We start from the raw sequence: 18,200 nt of genomic DNA, 5'->3' as shown, positions 1-18,200 counted from the left end.
CTAGTAAGATCCCTGAAAGATGATCAGGTTGATAGGTTCGAGGTGGAAGCGTGGTGACACGTGGAGCTGACGAATACTAATAGATCGAGGACTTAACCAATAAAAAAAGCGGAAACGGCTTGTTCAGAGCCGTAGGGCATTGGAACCCCCGACCGAGGGTGGTGAAATGACCGGAGGATCTAGCCGTTGGAGCTAGATTACGCTAAGAACTACATGAGTGTTATCTAGTTTTGAAGGAATATACCTTCAATAGTTTGGTGATGATGGCAGAGAGGTCACACCCGTTCCCATACCGAACACGGAAGTTAAGCTCTCTAGCGCCGATGGTAGTTGGGGCCTTGCCCCTGTGAGAGTAGGACGTCGCCAAGCAAAAACCTAAGTCAATTTGACTTAGGTTTTTTTGTTATTTATATTTAACATTCAAATATTCGCGTTTGATTGTAATAAATTCCTAATTAAAGGTAAGGAATAGAAAAAATATTTAACATGCTAGAGAACAATTTCAGTTTTTGCTTATAACTTATCAAGATTACTTATTGACACTCTACCCCTAAAGGGCAAGCTGGCCAATGCCAGTGAGATTCTTGCTACGAAAGGCGAAGCACGTTTCTGGTATCGCTTGATGTGCAAGAGTGCGGTGTGCCATCACCGCTCTATAGCACCTATGGCACAAACGAGTCAGATTGTTGGTTCTCAAATGTTTTTACGTCTTGTTCTTGACGACTTAATACATTTTACGGAGTAGAAGAATTCACTACTCCAACCTCATATGTATTCTGTTTTCAGAGAACAGTCGTTTTAGAGTCTTTTGCATGACTATGAATAAAGTATGAAAAAAGTATGAAAAAAGCGATACTTTCATCCCATGCCTAAAGGCGGACGAAAGTACGATATGGGCTTTCCCGTATCGCAAAATCTGTAAGAGCATAAAAAGAAGATGCAATATGTATACATGAGAGAACTACTTAAAATTCTTTTATATTAATAATAATTCACATAAATATGTAAACAAATAACTAAAACACGAACGTTTTTTTAGTGTTTGTAAAAAAACATTCGATTATTTATTGACATCGCTTACCGAATATTGTTAATATAGCCATAGAAACAATATTATATCGCACCTCATATAATCGCGGGGTTATGGCCTGCAAGTCTCTACCTAACGACCGTTATTCGTTAGACTATGAGGGAAAGTCACTCGGTATTTTCTATTCACAAGGGATACGTATGCCTGGATAGAGCGCTTTCTCTTATAGTAAGAGAAATGTTCTATTTCAGGCTTTTTTTATTTGAATCGGGGGGATTCTAATATGAAATCACTAGTTGGAGTCATAATGGGAAGCACGTCAGACTGGGAAACAATGAAATATGCTTGTGACATCTTAGATGAATTGAAAATTCCGTATGAGAAGAAAGTTGTATCTGCTCATCGGACTCCGGATTATATGTTTGAATATGCAGAAACTGCTCGTGAGCGTGGATTAAAAGTGATTATCGCTGGAGCTGGAGGCGCTGCTCATTTACCAGGAATGGTTGCAGCAAAGACAAATCTTCCTGTAATTGGTGTGCCTGTTCAATCAAAAGCGTTAAATGGCTTGGATTCATTATTATCTATTGTTCAGATGCCAGGGGGAGTTCCAGTTGCGACAGTTGCAATTGGAAAGGCTGGTTCCATAAATGCAGGATTACTTGCGGCACAAATACTTGGCTCATTTTATGATGACATACATGATGCATTACAACTGAGACGAGAAGCAATTGAGAAAAATGTGCGTGAAGGTAGTGAGCTAATATGACGAGAATCATTTTACCTGGAAAAACAATTGGAATCATTGGCGGCGGTCAGCTTGGAAGAATGATGGCTTTAGCGGCGAAGGAAATGGGGTATAAAATCGCTGTTTTAGATCCAACAAGACATTCTCCATGTGCACAAGTTGCTGATATTGAAATTGTAGCCGCTTATGACGATTTAAAAGCGATACAGCATTTAGCGGAAATAAGCGATGTTGTTACATATGAATTTGAGAACATTAATTATAGATGCTTACAGTGGCTTGAGAAGTATGCATATTTGCCACAAGGAAGCCAACTGCTATTCAAAACTCAAAATCGTTTTACAGAAAAGAATGCGATTGTAGAAGCTGGTTTGCCAGTAGCACCATATCGTCTCATTCAAAAGCAAGATGAGCTTCTTACGGCAATTAGGGAACTGTCTTTCCCTTGTGTATTAAAAACAACAACGGGAGGATATGACGGCAAAGGCCAGGTTGTTTTAAAAAGCGAGGCTGATATTGCAAGAGCAAGTGAACTGATTAGTAAATCTGAGTGCATTTTAGAAAAATGGGTGCCATTTGAAAAAGAAATATCGGTTATTGTAACGCGCAGTGTAAGCGGGGAAACAAAGGTATTCCCAGTGGCTGAAAATATTCACGTAGATAACATCTTACATGAATCAATCGTACCAGCTCGTATTACAGCAGAACTTTCCCAAAAAGGAATTCAATATGCGCAGATACTCGCGGATGAACTTCAGTTAGTGGGAACACTAGCAGTAGAAATGTTTACTACAGTTGATGGTGAAATTTATATTAATGAATTAGCTCCACGGCCTCACAATTCCGGTCATTACACAATTGATGCATGTGAAACGAGTCAGTTTAGACAGCATATTCGAGCAATCTGTAATTTACCTCTTGGGGAAACAAATTTGTTAAAACCAGTTGTCATGGTAAACATTTTAGGCGAACATATAGAAGGGGTCCTAAGACAAGTGAATAGATTAACCGGGTGTTATTTACACTTGTATGGAAAAGAAGAAGCAAAGCCACAGCGTAAAATGGGGCATGTTAATATTTTGAATGAAAATATCGAAGTGGCTCTAGAAAAAGCGCGCAGTTTGCATATTTGGGACCATCAAGAACAACTGTTGGAGGGAAAAAGATGATTAGTCGTTATACACGCCCTGAGATGGGTGCGATTTGGACGGAAGAAAATAAATTTAAAGCATGGTTGGAAGTGGAGATTTTAGCTTGTGAAGCATGGGCGGAACTTGGTGAAATCCCAAAAGAAGATGTGAAAAAAATTCGCGAAAATGCATCATTTAATATGGATCGTATTTATGAAATTGAAAAAGAAACACGTCATGATGTAGTAGCATTTACTCGTGCAGTATCAGAAACACCTGCATTAGGGGAAGAACGCAAATGGATTCACTACGGTTTAACATCAACAGATGTAGTAGATACGGCATTGTCTTATATTTTAAAACAAGCAAATGAAATTTTATTAAAGGACTTAGAAAACTTTATTGAGATTTTAGCAAATAAAGCGAAAGAACATAAATACACAGTTATGATGGGGAGAACACATGGTGTTCATGCAGAACCAACAACGTTTGGTTTAAAACTTGGTCTTTGGTATGAAGAAATGAAACGTAATTTAGAACGTTTCAAGCAAGCAGCTAATACAGTTCGCGTCGGTAAATTATCTGGTGCAGTTGGTACATATGCAAACATTAATCCATTTGTAGAAAAATATGTTTGTGAAAACTTAGGATTAGAAGCAGCGCCAATTTCTACACAAACATTGCAACGTGATCGCCATGCGCATTACATGTCAACACTTGCATTGATTGCCACATCGATTGAAAAGATGGCAGTTGAAATTCGCGGTTTACAAAAGAGTGAAACTCGTGAAGTAGAAGAATTTTTCGCAAAAGGTCAAAAAGGTTCTTCTGCTATGCCGCATAAACGTAATCCGATTGGGTCTGAAAATATGACTGGTATGGCACGTGTTATTCGCGGTTATATGTTAACAGCTTATGAAAATGTTCCATTGTGGCATGAGCGTGATATTTCACACTCTTCTGCAGAGCGTGTTATCTTACCAGATGCAACAATCGCATTAAACTATATGTTAAACCGCTTCGGTAATATCGTGAAGAACTTAACGGTATTCCCAGAGAACATGAAACGCAATATGCAAAGAACATACGGTTTAATTTATTCGCAACGTGTCATGCTTACTCTTATCGACAAAGGTATGGTACGTGAAGAAGCTTATGATATCGTACAGCCTAAGGCGATGGAAGCTTGGGAGACACAAGTACAATTCAAAGATCTCGTAGAAGCAGATGAGCGTATTACAAGCAAGTTAACACAAGAAGAAATCAATGAATGTTTCAACTATGAACATCACTTACAACATGTTGATACCATTTTTGAACGTCTTGGACTAAACTAAGCTGAAAATTTTATATGGCACAGAATAGGGGTATTCTGTGCCATTCTTTATAAAATTATTATTCACATTTTTCAAACTACAGGGGGCTTGCGAAATGCAAAAACTAGAATTGCTGTATGAAGGTAAGGCAAAAAGAATTTATCGTACAGAAGCAGCGGATATGGTTTGGGTAGAGTACAAAGATAGTGCTACTGCTTTCAATGGGGAGAAAAAAGCGACGATTACAGGAAAAGGTCGTCTGAACAATGAAATTACAACTCTTTTATTCAGAAAGTTGCGAGAAGTAGGAATTGAAACGCATTTTGTAAAGAAACTATCAGATACAGAACAACTTGTGAAAAAAGTAAGTATTATTCCATTAGAAGTTGTTACAAGAAACGTCATTGCAGGAAGTCTTTCCAAACGATTAGGAATGGAAGAGGGAATACCGCTTACAAAACCAATCGTAGAATTTTACTACAAAGATGATGATTTAGGAGATCCACTTGTAACAGAAGATCATATTCGTGTGTTAAACGTTGCAACATTAGAGCAGATAAGTATATTACGAGAAAAGGCTCTACAAATCAATCAAGTGTTGATTGAGCATTTCGCAAGCTGCCGTGTAAGGTTAATAGATTTTAAATTAGAGTTTGGTATTACAGAGGAAGGCAAGATTGTATTAGCAGACGAAATTTCACCAGATACTTGTCGTTTATGGGATGAAGAGAGCAATGAGAAATTTGATAAAGATGTATTTCGCCGTGATTTAGGGAATTTAACGGAGGCATATGAAGAAATTTTAAAACGTTTAGGAGGAGCTTCACATGTATAAAGTCAAGGTATATGTAACATTAAGAGAGAGCGTATTAGATCCACAAGGAACAGCGGTGAAAGGTGCTCTTCACAGCCTTTCCTTTACAGAAGTACAAGATGTGCGTATTGGTAAATATATGGAATTAACAATTGATAAATCAGTAACTGACCTTGATAGAAAGGTAAAAGAAATGTGTGAAAAACTATTAGCAAACGTTGTAATGGAAGATTTCCGTTATGAAATTGAGGAGGTTGTCGCACAGTGAAATTTGCCGTAATCGTTTTTCCAGGTTCGAACTGTGATGTTGATATGTTTCATGCAATTAAAGATGAGCTTGGCGAAGATGTAGACTATGTTTGGCATGATGTAGAGAACTTAGACGAATATGATGCGATTCTTTTACCAGGGGGATTCTCTTATGGTGACTACCTTCGCTGCGGTGCCATTTCTCGATTTGCGAATGCAATGAAAGCAGTGCAAAAAGCTGCTGAACAAGGAAAGCCCATTTTAGGAGTGTGTAATGGATTCCAGATTCTTGTTGAATCAGGATTATTACCAGGTGCATTGATGCGAAATAAAAACTTAAAATTCATGTGCCGAACTGTTCAGTTACGTGTTGAAAATAATGAAACGATGTTTACATCGCAATATGACAAGGGAGAAATCATTCATATCCCAATTGCACATGGTGAAGGAAATTATTATTGTGATGAAGCAACTCTTAAAGAATTAGAGCAGAAGAATCAAATTGCATTCCGTTATGTAGACAATCCAAACGGAAGCGTTTCAAATATTGCAGGTATTGTAAATGAAAAAGGTAATGTACTTGGCATGATGCCACACCCAGAGCGTGCTGTGAATGAAATTCTTGGCGGCGTTGAAGGATTAAAAGTCTTTCAATCTATTTTGAAACATTGGAGGGAAACATATGTCGTTAATGCTTGAACCAAATCCAACACAAATTAAAGAAGAACGTATATATGCGGAAATGGGGCTAACAGACGAAGAGTTTGCCATGGTTGAAAAGATTTTAGGACGTCTGCCGAACTATACGGAAACAGGGCTTTTCTCGGTTATGTGGTCAGAGCATTGTAGTTATAAGAACTCAAAACCAGTTCTTCGCAAGTTTCCAACAACAGGAGAGCGCGTATTACAAGGACCTGGAGAAGGTGCAGGTATTGTAGACATTGGTGATAATCAAGCGGTTGTATTTAAAATGGAAAGTCATAACCACCCTTCGGCAATTGAGCCGTATCAAGGTGCAGCAACAGGTGTTGGCGGTATTATTCGTGATGTATTCTCTATGGGAGCACGTCCAGTTGCGTTATTAAACTCACTGCGCTTCGGTGAACTCCAATCACCACGCGTGAAATATTTATTTGAAGAAGTAGTTGCAGGGATTGCAGGATACGGTAACTGTATCGGTATTCCAACTGTTGGTGGAGAGGTACAATTTGATCCATGTTATGAAGGAAACCCACTTGTCAATGCAATGTGCGTCGGTTTAATTCATCATGAAGATATTAAAAAAGGGCAAGCACATGGTGCTGGTAACACGGTTATGTATGTCGGTGCTTCAACAGGACGCGACGGCATTCATGGTGCAACTTTCGCATCAGAAGAACTATCTGAGAGTTCAGAAGCAAAACGTCCAGCAGTACAAGTAGGCGATCCGTTTATGGAGAAACTTCTTATTGAAGCATGCTTAGAGTTAATCCAATCTGATGCGCTTGTTGGAATTCAAGATATGGGCGCTGCGGGTTTAACATCATCTTCTGCGGAAATGGCAAGTAAAGCGGGAATGGGTATTGAAATGTATTTAGATGATGTACCACAGCGTGAAACAGGTATGACACCATATGAAATGATGTTATCTGAATCACAGGAACGTATGTTGATTGTGGTGAAAAAAGGTAGAGAGCAAGAAGTTGTAGAGTTATTTGAAAAATATGGACTTGCAGCAGTTGCGATGGGAAAAGTAACGGAAGATAAAATGCTTCGTTTATTCCATAAAGGTGAAATGGTAGCAGAAGTACCTACGGATGCATTAGCAGAAGAAGCGCCAATTTATCATAAACCTTCAAAAGAGGCAGCATATTTTAGAGAGTTTCAAGAAATGAAAATGGAGACGCCAAAAGTAGATAATTATAAAGAAACATTACTAGCTTTATTACAACAACCAACGATTGCAAGTAAAGAATGGGTATATGATCAGTATGATTATCAAGTACGCACAAGTACAGTTGTTACACCAGGATCAGATGCAGCGGTGGTACGAGTACGTGGTACAGAGAAAGCATTAGCAATCACAACGGACTGTAACTCTCGCTATATTTACTTAGATCCTGAAATGGGCGGTAAAATTGCAGTAGCAGAAGCTGCACGTAATATCGTATGTTCTGGCGGGGAACCACTTGCAATCACAGATTGCTTAAACTTTGGTAATCCAGAGAAACCAGAGATCTTCTGGCAAATTGAGAAATCAGTAGATGGTATGAGCGAAGCTTGTCGTACATTACAAACTCCAGTTATTGGTGGAAATGTATCAATGTACAACGAACGTAGCGGTGAAGCGGTATATCCAACACCAACTGTTGGAATGGTAGGGCTTGTTCACGATTTAAAACATGTCACAACACAAGAATTTAAGCAAGCTGGGGATCTTATTTATGTAATGGGTGAAACGAAAGCTGAATTTGGTGGAAGTGAATTGCAGAAGATGATGTACGGTAAAATCTTCGGTCAATCACCAAGCATTGATTTAGAAGTAGAATCAAAACGTCAAAAACAATTACTAGAAGCAATTCAAGCGGGACTTGTTCAATCTGCACATGACGTTGCAGAAGGCGGATTGGCAGTTGCGATTTCTGAAAGTGCAATTGGTGCGAAAGGCTTAGGTGCTACTGTGAAATTAGCTGGGGAGGCAACAGCGGCATTATTCGCAGAATCACAATCTCGTTTTGTTGTAACAGTAAAACGTGAACAACAAGAAGCGTTTGAAAAAGTAGTAGAAGCAATTCAAGTTGGTGAAGTCACAAATACAAATGAAGTCACAATTCATAATGAAGAAAATGAAGTACTACTTACAGCAAATGTTGATGAAATGAGAAAGGCTTGGAAAGGGGCAATCCCATGCTTGCTGAAATAAAGGGGTTAAATGAAGAATGTGGCATCTTCGGAATTTGGGGGCATGAAAATGCAGCACAAGTTACGTACTACGGATTGCATAGTTTACAGCACCGTGGGCAAGAAGGTGCAGGTATTGTTGTGAATAGTGGGGAGAAAATTATTGGTCATAAGGGGTTAGGTTTAGTATCAGAAGTGTTTTCAAGAGGTGAGTTAGAAGGTTTAAATGGAAAATCAGCCATTGGCCACGTGCGTTATGCAACAGCAGGCGGAAGTGAAGTAGCAAACGTTCAGCCATTACTATTCCGTTTCTCTGATCATAGTATGGCATTAGCTCACAACGGGAATTTAATTAATGCCAAAATGCTTCGCCGTGAATTAGAAGCAGAAGGAAGTATCTTTCAAACAAGTTCAGATACAGAAGTATTGCTACATTTAATTAAGCGGAATACGAAAGGGTCATTAATCGAGAGTGTAAAGGATGCGTTAAATAAAGTAAAAGGTGCATTTGCATATTTGTTACTAACAAGTAATGAAATGATTGTTGCACTAGACCCAAATGGGTTCCGCCCGCTTTCAATTGGGAAAATGGGGGATGCCTATGTTGTAGCATCTGAAACATGTGCTTTCGATGTAGTTGGCGCAACATATATTCGTGATGTTGAACCGGGAGAACTTCTAATCATTAATGATGAAGGGATTCAAGTAGATCGTTTTACAAATGAAGTAGAGCACGCAATTTGTAGTATGGAATATATTTATTTTGCACGACCAGACTCTAATATTGCCGGCGTCAATGTTCATGCGGCGCGCAAAAATATGGGAAAACGTTTAGCGATGGAAGCACCTATTGAGGCAGATGTTGTAACAGGAGTACCCGATTCTAGTATTTCAGCAGCCATTGGTTATGCAGAAGCAACGGGAATTCCATATGAATTAGGGTTAATTAAAAACCGTTACGTCGGACGTACCTTTATTCAACCATCCCAAGAGTTGCGTGAGCAAGGGGTAAAAATGAAGCTTTCTGCAGTACGTGGTGTAGTTGAAGGGAAACGTGTTGTCATGATTGATGATTCAATTGTAAGAGGGACAACAAGTAAGCGGATTGTTCGCATGCTTCGTGAAGCAGGAGCGACAGAAGTGCATGTAAGAATTGCTTCTCCTCCTCTTAAGTATCCATGTTTCTATGGCATTGACATTCAAACGAGAAAAGAATTAATCGCTGCAAATCACTCTGTAGAGGAAATCTGCCAAATCATCGGTGCAGATTCTCTAACATTTTTAAGTGAAGATGGATTAGTAGATGCAATTGGACGTCCATATGAAGGGAAATACGGCGGATTGTGCATGGCTTACTTTAATGGAGATTATCCGACTGCTCTTTACGATTATGAGCAAGAACTTTTAGAAAGTATGAAATAAAAAAGAAAAGCAGCTTCTACTTCTTTCTATGTAGAAGCTAGCTTCTTTCTGAAAACGGTCGCCCTGGATGGGGAGAAATTAAAAGACGAGGTGTAAAAAACGATGGCGAATGCGTATAAGCAAGCAGGAGTAGATATTGAAGCTGGATATGAAGCGGTATCTCGCATGAAAAAACACGTACAAACAACAATGAGAAAAGAAGTGCTAGGCGGTCTAGGCGGTTTTGGAGGTATGTTTGATTTATCAAAATTGTCATTCGAAGAACCTGTATTAGTATCAGGAACAGATGGTGTAGGTACAAAGTTAATGCTCGCTTTCATGGCAGATAAACATGACACAATTGGCATTGATGCAGTAGCAATGTGTGTAAATGATATCGTTGTTCAAGGAGCAGAACCGTTATTTTTCCTTGACTATATTGCTTGTGGTAAAGCTGAGCCAAGTAAAATTGAACACATCGTCAAAGGGATAGCGGAAGGTTGTCGGCAAGCTGGGTGTTCACTAATTGGCGGGGAAACAGCAGAAATGCCGGGTATGTATTCCAATGAGGAGTACGATTTAGCAGGCTTTACGGTCGGTATTGTTGACAAAAAGAAAATTGTAACAGGCCATTCGATTGAAGCTGGTCATGTATTAATTGGTTTAGCCTCTAGTGGAATTCATAGTAACGGTTATTCCTTAGTGCGTAAAGTGTTGTTAGAAGACGGACAGTTATCATTAGACCGTATATATGGTCGTTTAGAACTACCTCTTGGCGAAGAACTATTAAAGCCAACGAAAATTTATGTCAAACCTATTTTAGAACTATTGAAGAAATGTGAAGTATACGGTATGGCACATATTACAGGTGGCGGTTTTATTGAAAATATTCCACGTATGTTACCGAAAGGAATTGGAGCAGAAATTGACCTTGGATCTTGGAACATTCAACCGATTTTCAGCCTAATTCAAGAGGTTGGAAAGATAGATGAGAAGGAAATGTTCAATATTTTTAACATGGGTATTGGTATGGTAGTAGTGGTGAAAGAAGAAAACGTGAAAGCGGTTGTTCGTCTTCTGGAAGAACAAGGAGAAAAAGCGTATATCATTGGACGCACTGTAAAAGGATCAGGTGTTACTTTTAATGGAGGAATAGATCATGAATAGATTGGCAATCTTTGCCTCTGGAAGCGGATCTAACTTCCAAGCATTCGTTAACGCAGTAGAAGAAAATAGATTACATGCTGAAATTAGTTTGCTAGTATGTGATCAACCCGAGGCGCGTGTTATCGGAAGAGCGCATTATCATCATGTTCCATGCTTTACTTTTTCGGCGAAAGCATATGAATCAAAGAAAGCGTTTGAAAAAGAGATATTAAAAAAGTTACGAGAATACGAGATTGATTTTGTTATTTTAGCGGGATATATGCGTCTTATCGGACCGACATTGCTAGAAGCATATGGGGGAAAAATCATTAATATTCATCCATCGTTATTACCGAGCTTTCCAGGTAAAGATGCTGTTGGTCAAGCATTAGAGGCAGGCGTGAAAGTCACTGGAGTAACGATTCATTATGTTGATGCAGGGATGGATACGGGACCGATTATTGCACAAGAAGCAGTGCAGGTTTCTGCAAATGATACGAGAGATAATTTGCAAAAGAAAATTCAACAAGTTGAACATAGATTGTACATTGATACGGTGAACAACATCATGAAGTCCATGCAAGAATTAACTGTTAAATAGGGGTGTAAAAGAAATGAAAAAGCGTGCATTAGTAAGTGTTTCTCATAAAACAGGAGTAGTAGAATTCGTGAAAGGTTTGCTTGAACAAGGAATTGAAGTGATTTCAACAGGTGGAACGAAAAAATTATTAGAAGAAAATGGCTTACAAGTAATTGGAATTTCTGAAGTAACAGGTTTCCCAGAGATTATGGATGGTCGTGTCAAAACATTACATCCAAATATTCATGGTGGATTACTTGCAGTACGTGATAATGAAACGCACGTAGCAGAGATGAGTGAATTAGGCATTCAGCCGATTGATTTTGTTGTTGTAAATTTATACCCATTTAAAGAGACGATTGCTAAGCCTGATGTAACATTTGCTGATGCGATTGAAAATATTGATATCGGTGGTCCAACAATGATTCGTTCAGCCGCAAAAAATCATAAATTTGTATCAGTGATTGTAGATCCAGCAGATTATGACGTTGTATTAGCTGAGTTAAAAGAAAAAGGTGAGGTTACAGACGAAACAAAGCGTAAATTAGCAGCGAAAGTGTTCCGTCATACAGCGGCATATGATGCACTAATTTCAAACTATTTAACGGAACAAATGGGAGAAGAAAGCCCAGAAACATTAACAGTAACATTCGAGAAAAAGCAAGATTTACGTTATGGGGAAAATCCACATCAAAAAGCAACATTCTATAAAGCACCATTTGCGGTGGCTTCTTCTGTTGCATATGCAGAGCAATTGCACGGAAAAGAACTATCTTATAACAACATCAATGACGCAGATGCAGCGCTTAGCATCGTGAAAGAATTTACAGAACCAGCGGTAGTCGCTGTAAAACATATGAACCCATGCGGAGTTGGTGTTGGAGAAGATATTCATGAAGCATATACACGTGCTTATAAGGCGGATCCAGTATCAATCTTCGGCGGCATTATTGCAGCGAACCGTGAAATTGATAAACGTGTGGCAGAGAAATTACATGAAATCTTCTTAGAAATTATTATTGCACCTTCATTTTCGAAAGAGGCTTTAGAAGTATTGCAAAGTAAGAAAAACTTGCGTCTGTTAACGGTAAATATGGAGAAGACAACAAGCGCAAGTAAAAAACTAACTTCTGTTCAAGGTGGACTTCTTGTTCAAGAAGAAGATACGTTAGAGCTAAATGAAGAGACAATCACAATTCCTACAAAACGTGAACCAACAGAGCAAGAATGGAACGACTTAAAATTAGCTTGGAAAGTTGTAAAACATGTAAAATCAAATGCAATTGTACTAGCAAAAGATAATATGACAATGGGTGTTGGCGCTGGACAAATGAATCGTGTTGGTTCTGCAAAAATTGCAATCTCGCAAGCAGGTAGCAAAGCGCAAGGTAGCGCCTTAGCATCCGATGCGTTCTTCCCGATGCCAGACACAGTAGAAGAGGCTGCGAAAGCGGGGGTTACAGCAATCATTCAACCAGGCGGGTCAATCCGTGACGAAGATTCGATTAAAAAAGCGGATGAATATGGGATTACGATGGTGTTCACGGGTGTACGTCATTTCAAACATTAATAGGCATATAAAAGTACATGAAATTTTATCGGCGCAAATTGAAATATATCGACCGTTTCTCATGAGATATCGGCGTAAATTGAAATATATCGGCGTTTCGACATGAGATATCGACGTATCTACAAAATACGACACGGAAAATAGGGTTGCCCCTATTTTCCGTTTTAAAAGTGGAGGATGAAATATGAATGTATTAGTAATTGGCCGCGGTGGACGTGAACATGCTTTAGCTTGGAAGTTTGCACAGTCTGAGCAAGTGGGAAAGGTGTATGTAGCACCAGGTAATGAAGGGATGCGAGATGTAGCAACACCAATTGATATCGAGGAACATGATTTTGATGCACTTATTTTATTTGCGAAAGAAAACAATATCGGTTTCACATTTGTTGGTCCAGAAATTCCGCTTATGAATGGAATCGTTGATCGTTTTGAAGCAGAGGGGCTTCGCATTTTTGGACCGAATAAAGCGGCTGCTGTAATTGAAGGAAGTAAAGCTTTTGCAAAAGAATTAATGAAAAAATATGATATTCCAACAGCAGCATATGAAACATTCACGGATTATGAGGAAGCAGTCGCATACATAAAAAAAGTCGGTGCACCAATTGTAATTAAAGCGGACGGTTTAGCAGCTGGTAAAGGCGTGACAGTCGCAATGACGCTTGAAGAGGCACTCGAAGCTGCGCGAGAAATGCTGCACGATGTAAAATTTGGTGAGTCGAGTAAAAAGATTGTTATTGAAGAGTTTTTAGATGGACAAGAATTTTCTTTAATGGCATTTGTAAATGGAACAACAGTACACCCAATGGTAATTGCACAAGATCATAAACGTGCTTTTGATGGGGATAAAGGACCGAATACAGGCGGGATGGGAGCATATTCTCCAGTACCGCAAATTCCACAATCAGCGGTTAGTGAAGCGGTTGAGAAAATTTTACATCCAACTGCAAAAGCAATGATCCAAGAAGGCCGTTCATTTACAGGGATTTTATATGCCGGGCTCATTTTAACAAAAGAAGGGCCAAAAGTAATTGAATTTAATGCGCGATTTGGTGATCCAGAAACAGAAGTTGTATTACCTCGCTTGGAAAATGATTTAGTTGATGTATGTCATGCTGTATTGGATAATCGTGAGTTAACACTAAAATGGTCTAAAGAAGCTGTGATTGGTGTCGTACTTGCCTCAAAAGGATATCCGGAATCATATGAAAAAGGTGCTATTATTTCTGGACTAGAGACGTTAGAAGATGTAATTGTGTTCCATGCAGGGACAAAGATGCAGCATGGAGATTTTGTAACAAATGGTGGCCGTGTGCTATTTGTTACATGCAAAGCACATGACTTACAATCTGCCAAAGATCAAGTATATACAGAAGTTGAAAAGATTAAGAGCGATGGTTTATTTTATCGAAATGATATAGGATATCGAGCAATTGGAAATGAAATGACGAGAAGCTAACAGATGTTAGCTTCTTTTTTTGAAAGGAAATAAGGGAGGGAATGTGGAAGGGTTTCAACAGCTTATAAAGAGTCTTGTACCGATAGACAGTTTTTGGCTGCTTGTTTACAGCGTATTTCACCGATGAATAAGAGTAGAATTGCGATGAATAAAGTGAGAGCGGCGATGAGAAGTGGTAAGAAAAAGCTATCAGTTTGTTTTGCGATAACACCTGTTAATATGGGCCCGATAATTTGCCCAATTCCATAAACACCTGTTGTATAACCGATAATTTTATTACTTTCATTTGGCTTGATTCGCTTTGCTTCTGTCGTTGTTAAGATGGTAATCCCAACAAAGGTGCCTCCCAGAAATAATGCGCTTAAAAATGCTCCGAGAACATTTGGAAGGAGGAGTGGGGAAAGGATACTTATCATTTGTAAAATATAAGCAAAAGTAAGGGTACGCGTTGTTCCGTATTTTTGTGCAAGACTTGACCAAAGATAGCTAGATGGAATCACGGCAATTCCAACAATAATCCAGCTACAAGACGCGTAAAAGAGGGAATGTGTCATTCTTTCGACAATCGTAACAAGGAAAGTACCAGTAATGATATAGCCAAACCCTTCAAATCCATAAGCTAAAATAAGCCAAAATAAATAGTTTTTTCTATGATTTGTATGGATTGAAGGAACTTTTGATTTTTTCTCGGTATGTTTCGTATCTTCTTTTAACCATTTCCACACAAAAATAGTTAAACAAAAACTAATAAGTCCTAATCCAATCCAAGCACCTTGCCAATTTGAAGTAGAGTTGAATAACGGAGCGAATACTCCAGCGCAAATAATACCCATTCCAACACCGCTATAAATCATGCCGCTTAGCATGACTTTGTTTCTCTGAAATAAGTAATCTAAAACAATACTGGAAGCAAGAACGAATACAATTGCACTTGTGAATCCGCCGATAAATCGAAGTGAGAACCATATCGCAATAGATGAGGTGAAACCCATAAAAATGGTTGAAAGGACATTAAGAAGTAGACAGTAATGTAAAACTTTTTCACGGTTCATAATCGTTCTAAATCCAATAAAGAATGCTCCAAGCAAATATCCCAAATAGTTACTGGAGGCTAAATATCCAGCTAAATCAGCTTCTACATGAACTTGCTTTTCCATAAAAGAAATAATAGGTGTATAGGCAAATCGATTAATTCCCATAACAGCTATTAAAGAAAATATGCCGGCTACAATCATTTTCCATATGTTTGTTTCGTTCATACAATCCCCCTTCTGAAAAGAACCTCTTATACATATGGTAAGGAAATATATAGGGAGCGTAAAATATCGTTTTTTTATATGTAATATCAAAATAAATGATAGGAAGGAAGAGACATGAATTTACAAGATTTTATAGCTTTTTATATGGTTGCACAAGAGAAAAGTATTTCAAAAGCAGCGATACGATTAAATTTTGTTCAATCAAATATAACGGCAAAAATAAAAAGATTAGAGGCTGAATATGAAGCACAGTTATTTTATAGACACCGAGACGGAGTTACGTTAACACCGGCTGGTGTAAAGTTGTTAACATATGCTGAAAAGATGATTCAATTATTCAATGAATCAAAAAGACAAGTGAAGCATACCGCAGAGCCTGGTGGAGTATTAAAAATTGGTGCTATGGAAACAGCAGCAGCAGTTCGATTACCATCTATTTTATCGCAGTATCATATGCAGTATCCAGAAGTGGAAATTATGCTACAAACGAATAATACGGAAGAGTTAACGAAGAAGGTATTGTTATACGAAATAGAAGGAGCTTTCGTAGCAGATTGCATAGATGATCCAGCTTTAGAAAAGATGGAAGTATTTCAAGAGGAAATGATGTTGCTTTCGAAACGTAATGTGTTATGGAATCGTGAAAGTGCCAAAACGCAGTCTTTTATTGTGTTTCAATCTGGTTGTTTCTATCGAAAAGTCTTGGAGGAATGGTTACTATCTGAAGAAATTGTTCCAAAGAAAGTAATGGAATTAAATTCTTTAGATGGGATTATTGGATGCGTAAAGGCTGGACTTGGAGTATCCATGTTACCGAGGGAAGTAGCAGAGCAATTTGATGGACATAAAGAACTTGTGCATACGCCGTTAGTGAGTGAAAATCGGTTTATTCCCACCTATTTTATTTATCGGAAGGATAGTGTAAAAACAGCAGCATTATGTAAGTTCATTGATGAATTGTTTTTTATAAAAGAGGAGAACAATTATAAAGATGAAAAAGCTCATTGAGAATTCAGTGAGCTTTTTACATATCTTTTTCTTTCTTTAATCTTCCTTTTTGCTTTGCCATTTCGCGAAGCAAATACTCGATATGAGCATTGACGCTTCGAAACTCATCATTCGCCCATTTTTCAATGATTGCGTGTAATTCAGGATCAATACGTAGTGGAAAACTTTTCTTTTTTGCCATAATTACCTACAACCTTTAATATAGACTTCCTGTATTAATAACTGGCTGCGCTCCTTTATCTGAAACGATAGCAACTAATAAGTTATTCACCATGTTTGCTTTACGTTCATCATCTAAATCAAGTATACCTTCTTCATCTAGCTTTTGAATAGAATCTTTCGCCATTTGAACGGCACCTTCAACAATTTCTTTACGTGCAGCCAGTACTGCTTTTGCTTGCTGACGCTGTAGCATCGCATGTGCAATTTCTGTCGCGTAAGCTAAATGTGTTAAACGAGTTTCTAATACTTCTACACCAGCGATTTCTAAGCGCGCTTCTAGTTCACGCTTTAGTTCTTCTGAAATTTCTTCGGCATTTCCGCGTAGTGTGACGCACGTATCATCTTGAAAATTATCATACGGATATTTCGTTGCGACGTGGCGGATCGCTGTTTCACTTTGAATTTCTACGAATTCATCATAATGTTCTACACCGAAAATTGCTTTTGCTGAATCCACAACTTTATAAACAACAACAGCTGCGATTTCAATTGGATTCCCATCAATATCATTTACTTTTAATTTTTTACTATTAAAATTTTCTACGCGAAGGGAAACAGTTTGACGGAAGGATAAAGGAACTGTTAAATATAACCCATTTTCACGAATCGTTCCTAAATAATTACCGAAAAATGTAATGACTTTTGCCTGGTTTGGTGAAACAATTCCAATGCCAGTAGCAAGAATGGCAGCTAAAATGATACAAAGTGCAGCTGCGATAAATACTTCTTGTACGAGGCAAAATACACCGATACCGGCTAAGACTAAGAGCCCGATAATACCTAGAAATCCATTTACATAAAACACCTGTTTTTCTTTCATACAAATCGCCTCCTATTGATATAAAAATGATATCACTTTTATATCATTTAAACAATATCTAAAATGAAAAAATTCAGAAAAATTACAGATTGAGAATGTATGTTCTTATTTATGGTAAAATAAAAAGACTTAGCTGCCCACTGCAGCAGCTAAGTCTTTTTGAGAGCATCTATGACAAATGATTCAAAGCGGTTTGGTCAGAATTGCTTTTTCAATTGCTGACTCAATCTCTTTGTCAGAAGCATCATAACTTCCATTCGACGTTTGTTTGTCAGAACTAGAAGGGGAATCCGCTTCTTGATTAGTATGTCCCGTTTTCTTAAAATCCATGCTAGGAATTTTAAAAGCATTCATATATTTTCCGAATTTCAATGCCTCTACAATTGGACAAAACCGAACAATCCCCTCCGCAATTTTCATCGCACCGCACCATAATAAAACTTGAGACCAAGTACACCACGGTTTACGTACGAGTTTAGCTGTACTACAACTTAACAGAACGAATCCGAGTGTAATTCGAATTAGGGCATTTATTGTCCCGATATTTGGCTTCATCAGAAAAACATTCCTT

17 protein-coding genes, 2 rRNA genes and 1 riboswitch are annotated in these 18,200 nt (G+C 38.3%); of the genes, 15 read left to right on the top strand and 4 right to left on the bottom strand.

The annotated features are described in order from the left end of the window. The 14 genes from MR063_RS14360 to purD form a co-directional block, all read left to right on the top strand. Positions 1 to 100: ribosomal RNA gene (locus MR063_RS14360) — 23S ribosomal RNA — on the top strand; the annotation flags it as partial. A gap of 153 nt (positions 101 to 253) precedes the next feature. Beyond that, a 5S ribosomal RNA gene (gene rrf, locus MR063_RS14355) occupies positions 254 to 369 on the top strand. Positions 370 to 1,105: 736 nt separating this feature from the next. Then, a riboswitch (purine riboswitch) is annotated at positions 1,106 to 1,207 on the top strand. A 106-nt stretch (positions 1,208 to 1,313) separates the two neighbouring features. Continuing rightward, positions 1,314 to 1,799 carry a 5-(carboxyamino)imidazole ribonucleotide mutase gene (gene purE / locus MR063_RS14350; RefSeq protein ID WP_242198794.1) on the top strand — a complete coding sequence of 162 codons (486 nt, stop codon included), beginning with the start codon at positions 1,314 to 1,316 and terminating at the stop codon, positions 1,797 to 1,799. Next, positions 1,796 to 2,947: a 5-(carboxyamino)imidazole ribonucleotide synthase gene (purK, locus tag MR063_RS14345; RefSeq protein WP_242198792.1), complete on the top strand. Its 1,152-nt coding sequence runs from the start codon at positions 1,796 to 1,798 to the stop codon at positions 2,945 to 2,947. Before purE ends, purK begins: the two co-directional genes overlap by 4 nt. Continuing rightward, on the top strand, positions 2,944 to 4,245 hold the full coding sequence (gene purB / locus MR063_RS14340; protein ID WP_242198791.1) for an adenylosuccinate lyase: 1,302 nt from the start codon (positions 2,944 to 2,946) through the stop codon (positions 4,243 to 4,245). The genes purK and purB overlap by 4 nt, the downstream gene beginning before the upstream one ends. Before the next feature lie 94 nt (positions 4,246 to 4,339). Continuing rightward, a complete protein-coding gene (purC, locus tag MR063_RS14335; protein WP_242198789.1) occupies positions 4,340 to 5,059 on the top strand; it encodes a phosphoribosylaminoimidazolesuccinocarboxamide synthase in 720 nt (239 codons plus the stop codon). Next, positions 5,052 to 5,306: a phosphoribosylformylglycinamidine synthase subunit PurS gene (gene purS, locus MR063_RS14330; RefSeq protein ID WP_011983393.1), complete on the top strand. Its 255-nt coding sequence runs from the start codon at positions 5,052 to 5,054 to the stop codon at positions 5,304 to 5,306. The genes purC and purS overlap by 8 nt, the downstream gene beginning before the upstream one ends. Continuing rightward, entirely contained in the window at positions 5,303 to 5,986 is a 684-nt protein-coding gene (gene purQ / locus MR063_RS14325) for a phosphoribosylformylglycinamidine synthase subunit PurQ (protein ID WP_242198788.1), read from the top strand. The genes purS and purQ overlap by 4 nt, the downstream gene beginning before the upstream one ends. Beyond that, positions 5,970 to 8,189 carry a phosphoribosylformylglycinamidine synthase II gene (gene purL / locus MR063_RS14320; RefSeq protein WP_242198786.1) on the top strand — a complete coding sequence of 740 codons (2,220 nt, stop codon included), beginning with the start codon at positions 5,970 to 5,972 and terminating at the stop codon, positions 8,187 to 8,189. The genes purQ and purL overlap by 17 nt, the downstream gene beginning before the upstream one ends. Next, positions 8,174 to 9,589: an amidophosphoribosyltransferase gene (purF, locus tag MR063_RS14315; RefSeq protein WP_242144303.1), complete on the top strand. Its 1,416-nt coding sequence runs from the start codon at positions 8,174 to 8,176 to the stop codon at positions 9,587 to 9,589. The genes purL and purF overlap by 16 nt, the downstream gene beginning before the upstream one ends. A gap of 102 nt (positions 9,590 to 9,691) precedes the next feature. Next, complete coding sequence (gene purM / locus MR063_RS14310; protein ID WP_242198784.1) at positions 9,692 to 10,735, top strand: phosphoribosylformylglycinamidine cyclo-ligase; 1,044 nt, start codon at positions 9,692 to 9,694, stop codon at positions 10,733 to 10,735. Continuing rightward, on the top strand, positions 10,728 to 11,315 hold the full coding sequence (gene purN / locus MR063_RS14305; protein WP_242198782.1) for a phosphoribosylglycinamide formyltransferase: 588 nt from the start codon (positions 10,728 to 10,730) through the stop codon (positions 11,313 to 11,315). Before purM ends, purN begins: the two co-directional genes overlap by 8 nt. Before the next feature lie 13 nt (positions 11,316 to 11,328). Further along, positions 11,329 to 12,864: a bifunctional phosphoribosylaminoimidazolecarboxamide formyltransferase/IMP cyclohydrolase gene (gene purH / locus MR063_RS14300; RefSeq protein WP_242198779.1), complete on the top strand. Its 1,536-nt coding sequence runs from the start codon at positions 11,329 to 11,331 to the stop codon at positions 12,862 to 12,864. Positions 12,865 to 13,048: 184 nt separating this feature from the next. Continuing rightward, on the top strand, positions 13,049 to 14,320 hold the full coding sequence (gene purD, locus MR063_RS14295; protein ID WP_242198776.1) for a phosphoribosylamine--glycine ligase: 1,272 nt from the start codon (positions 13,049 to 13,051) through the stop codon (positions 14,318 to 14,320). 62 nt (positions 14,321 to 14,382) lie between these two features. Here purD and MR063_RS14290 read toward each other — a convergent pair whose 3' ends face one another. Further along, complete coding sequence (locus MR063_RS14290) at positions 14,383 to 15,579, bottom strand: YbfB/YjiJ family MFS transporter (protein WP_242198772.1); 1,197 nt, start codon at positions 15,577 to 15,579, stop codon at positions 14,383 to 14,385. Between the two features lie 114 nt (positions 15,580 to 15,693). Here MR063_RS14290 and MR063_RS14285 point away from each other — a divergent pair, with 114 nt between their 5' ends. Further along, entirely contained in the window at positions 15,694 to 16,587 is an 894-nt protein-coding gene (locus MR063_RS14285) for a LysR family transcriptional regulator (RefSeq protein WP_242198770.1), read from the top strand. Positions 16,588 to 16,603: 16 nt separating this feature from the next. Here MR063_RS14285 and MR063_RS14280 read toward each other — a convergent pair whose 3' ends face one another. From MR063_RS14280 to MR063_RS14270, 3 genes are all read right to left on the bottom strand, one after another. Further along, positions 16,604 to 16,768 carry a type II toxin-antitoxin system antitoxin gene (locus tag MR063_RS14280; protein WP_242198768.1) on the bottom strand — a complete coding sequence of 55 codons (165 nt, stop codon included), beginning with the start codon at positions 16,766 to 16,768 and terminating at the stop codon, positions 16,604 to 16,606. Positions 16,769 to 16,783: 15 nt separating this feature from the next. Beyond that, the gene (locus tag MR063_RS14275) at positions 16,784 to 17,629 is read right to left on the bottom strand and encodes an SPFH domain-containing protein (protein ID WP_242198767.1); all 846 of its coding nucleotides are present in this window, start codon (positions 17,627 to 17,629) and stop codon (positions 16,784 to 16,786) included. Between the two features lie 183 nt (positions 17,630 to 17,812). Then, positions 17,813 to 18,184, bottom strand: a complete 372-nt coding sequence (locus tag MR063_RS14270; RefSeq protein WP_242198765.1) for a YgaP family membrane protein — start codon at positions 18,182 to 18,184, stop codon at positions 17,813 to 17,815. Positions 18,185 to 18,200 lie beyond the last annotated feature (16 nt).

The organism is Bacillus cereus group sp. BfR-BA-01492 (genome assembly GCF_022662815.1).
In the GTDB taxonomy this organism is placed as follows: domain Bacteria; phylum Bacillota; class Bacilli; order Bacillales; family Bacillaceae_G; genus Bacillus_A; species Bacillus_A cereus_BD.
This window is presented reverse-complemented; position numbering and strand designations above follow the sequence as displayed.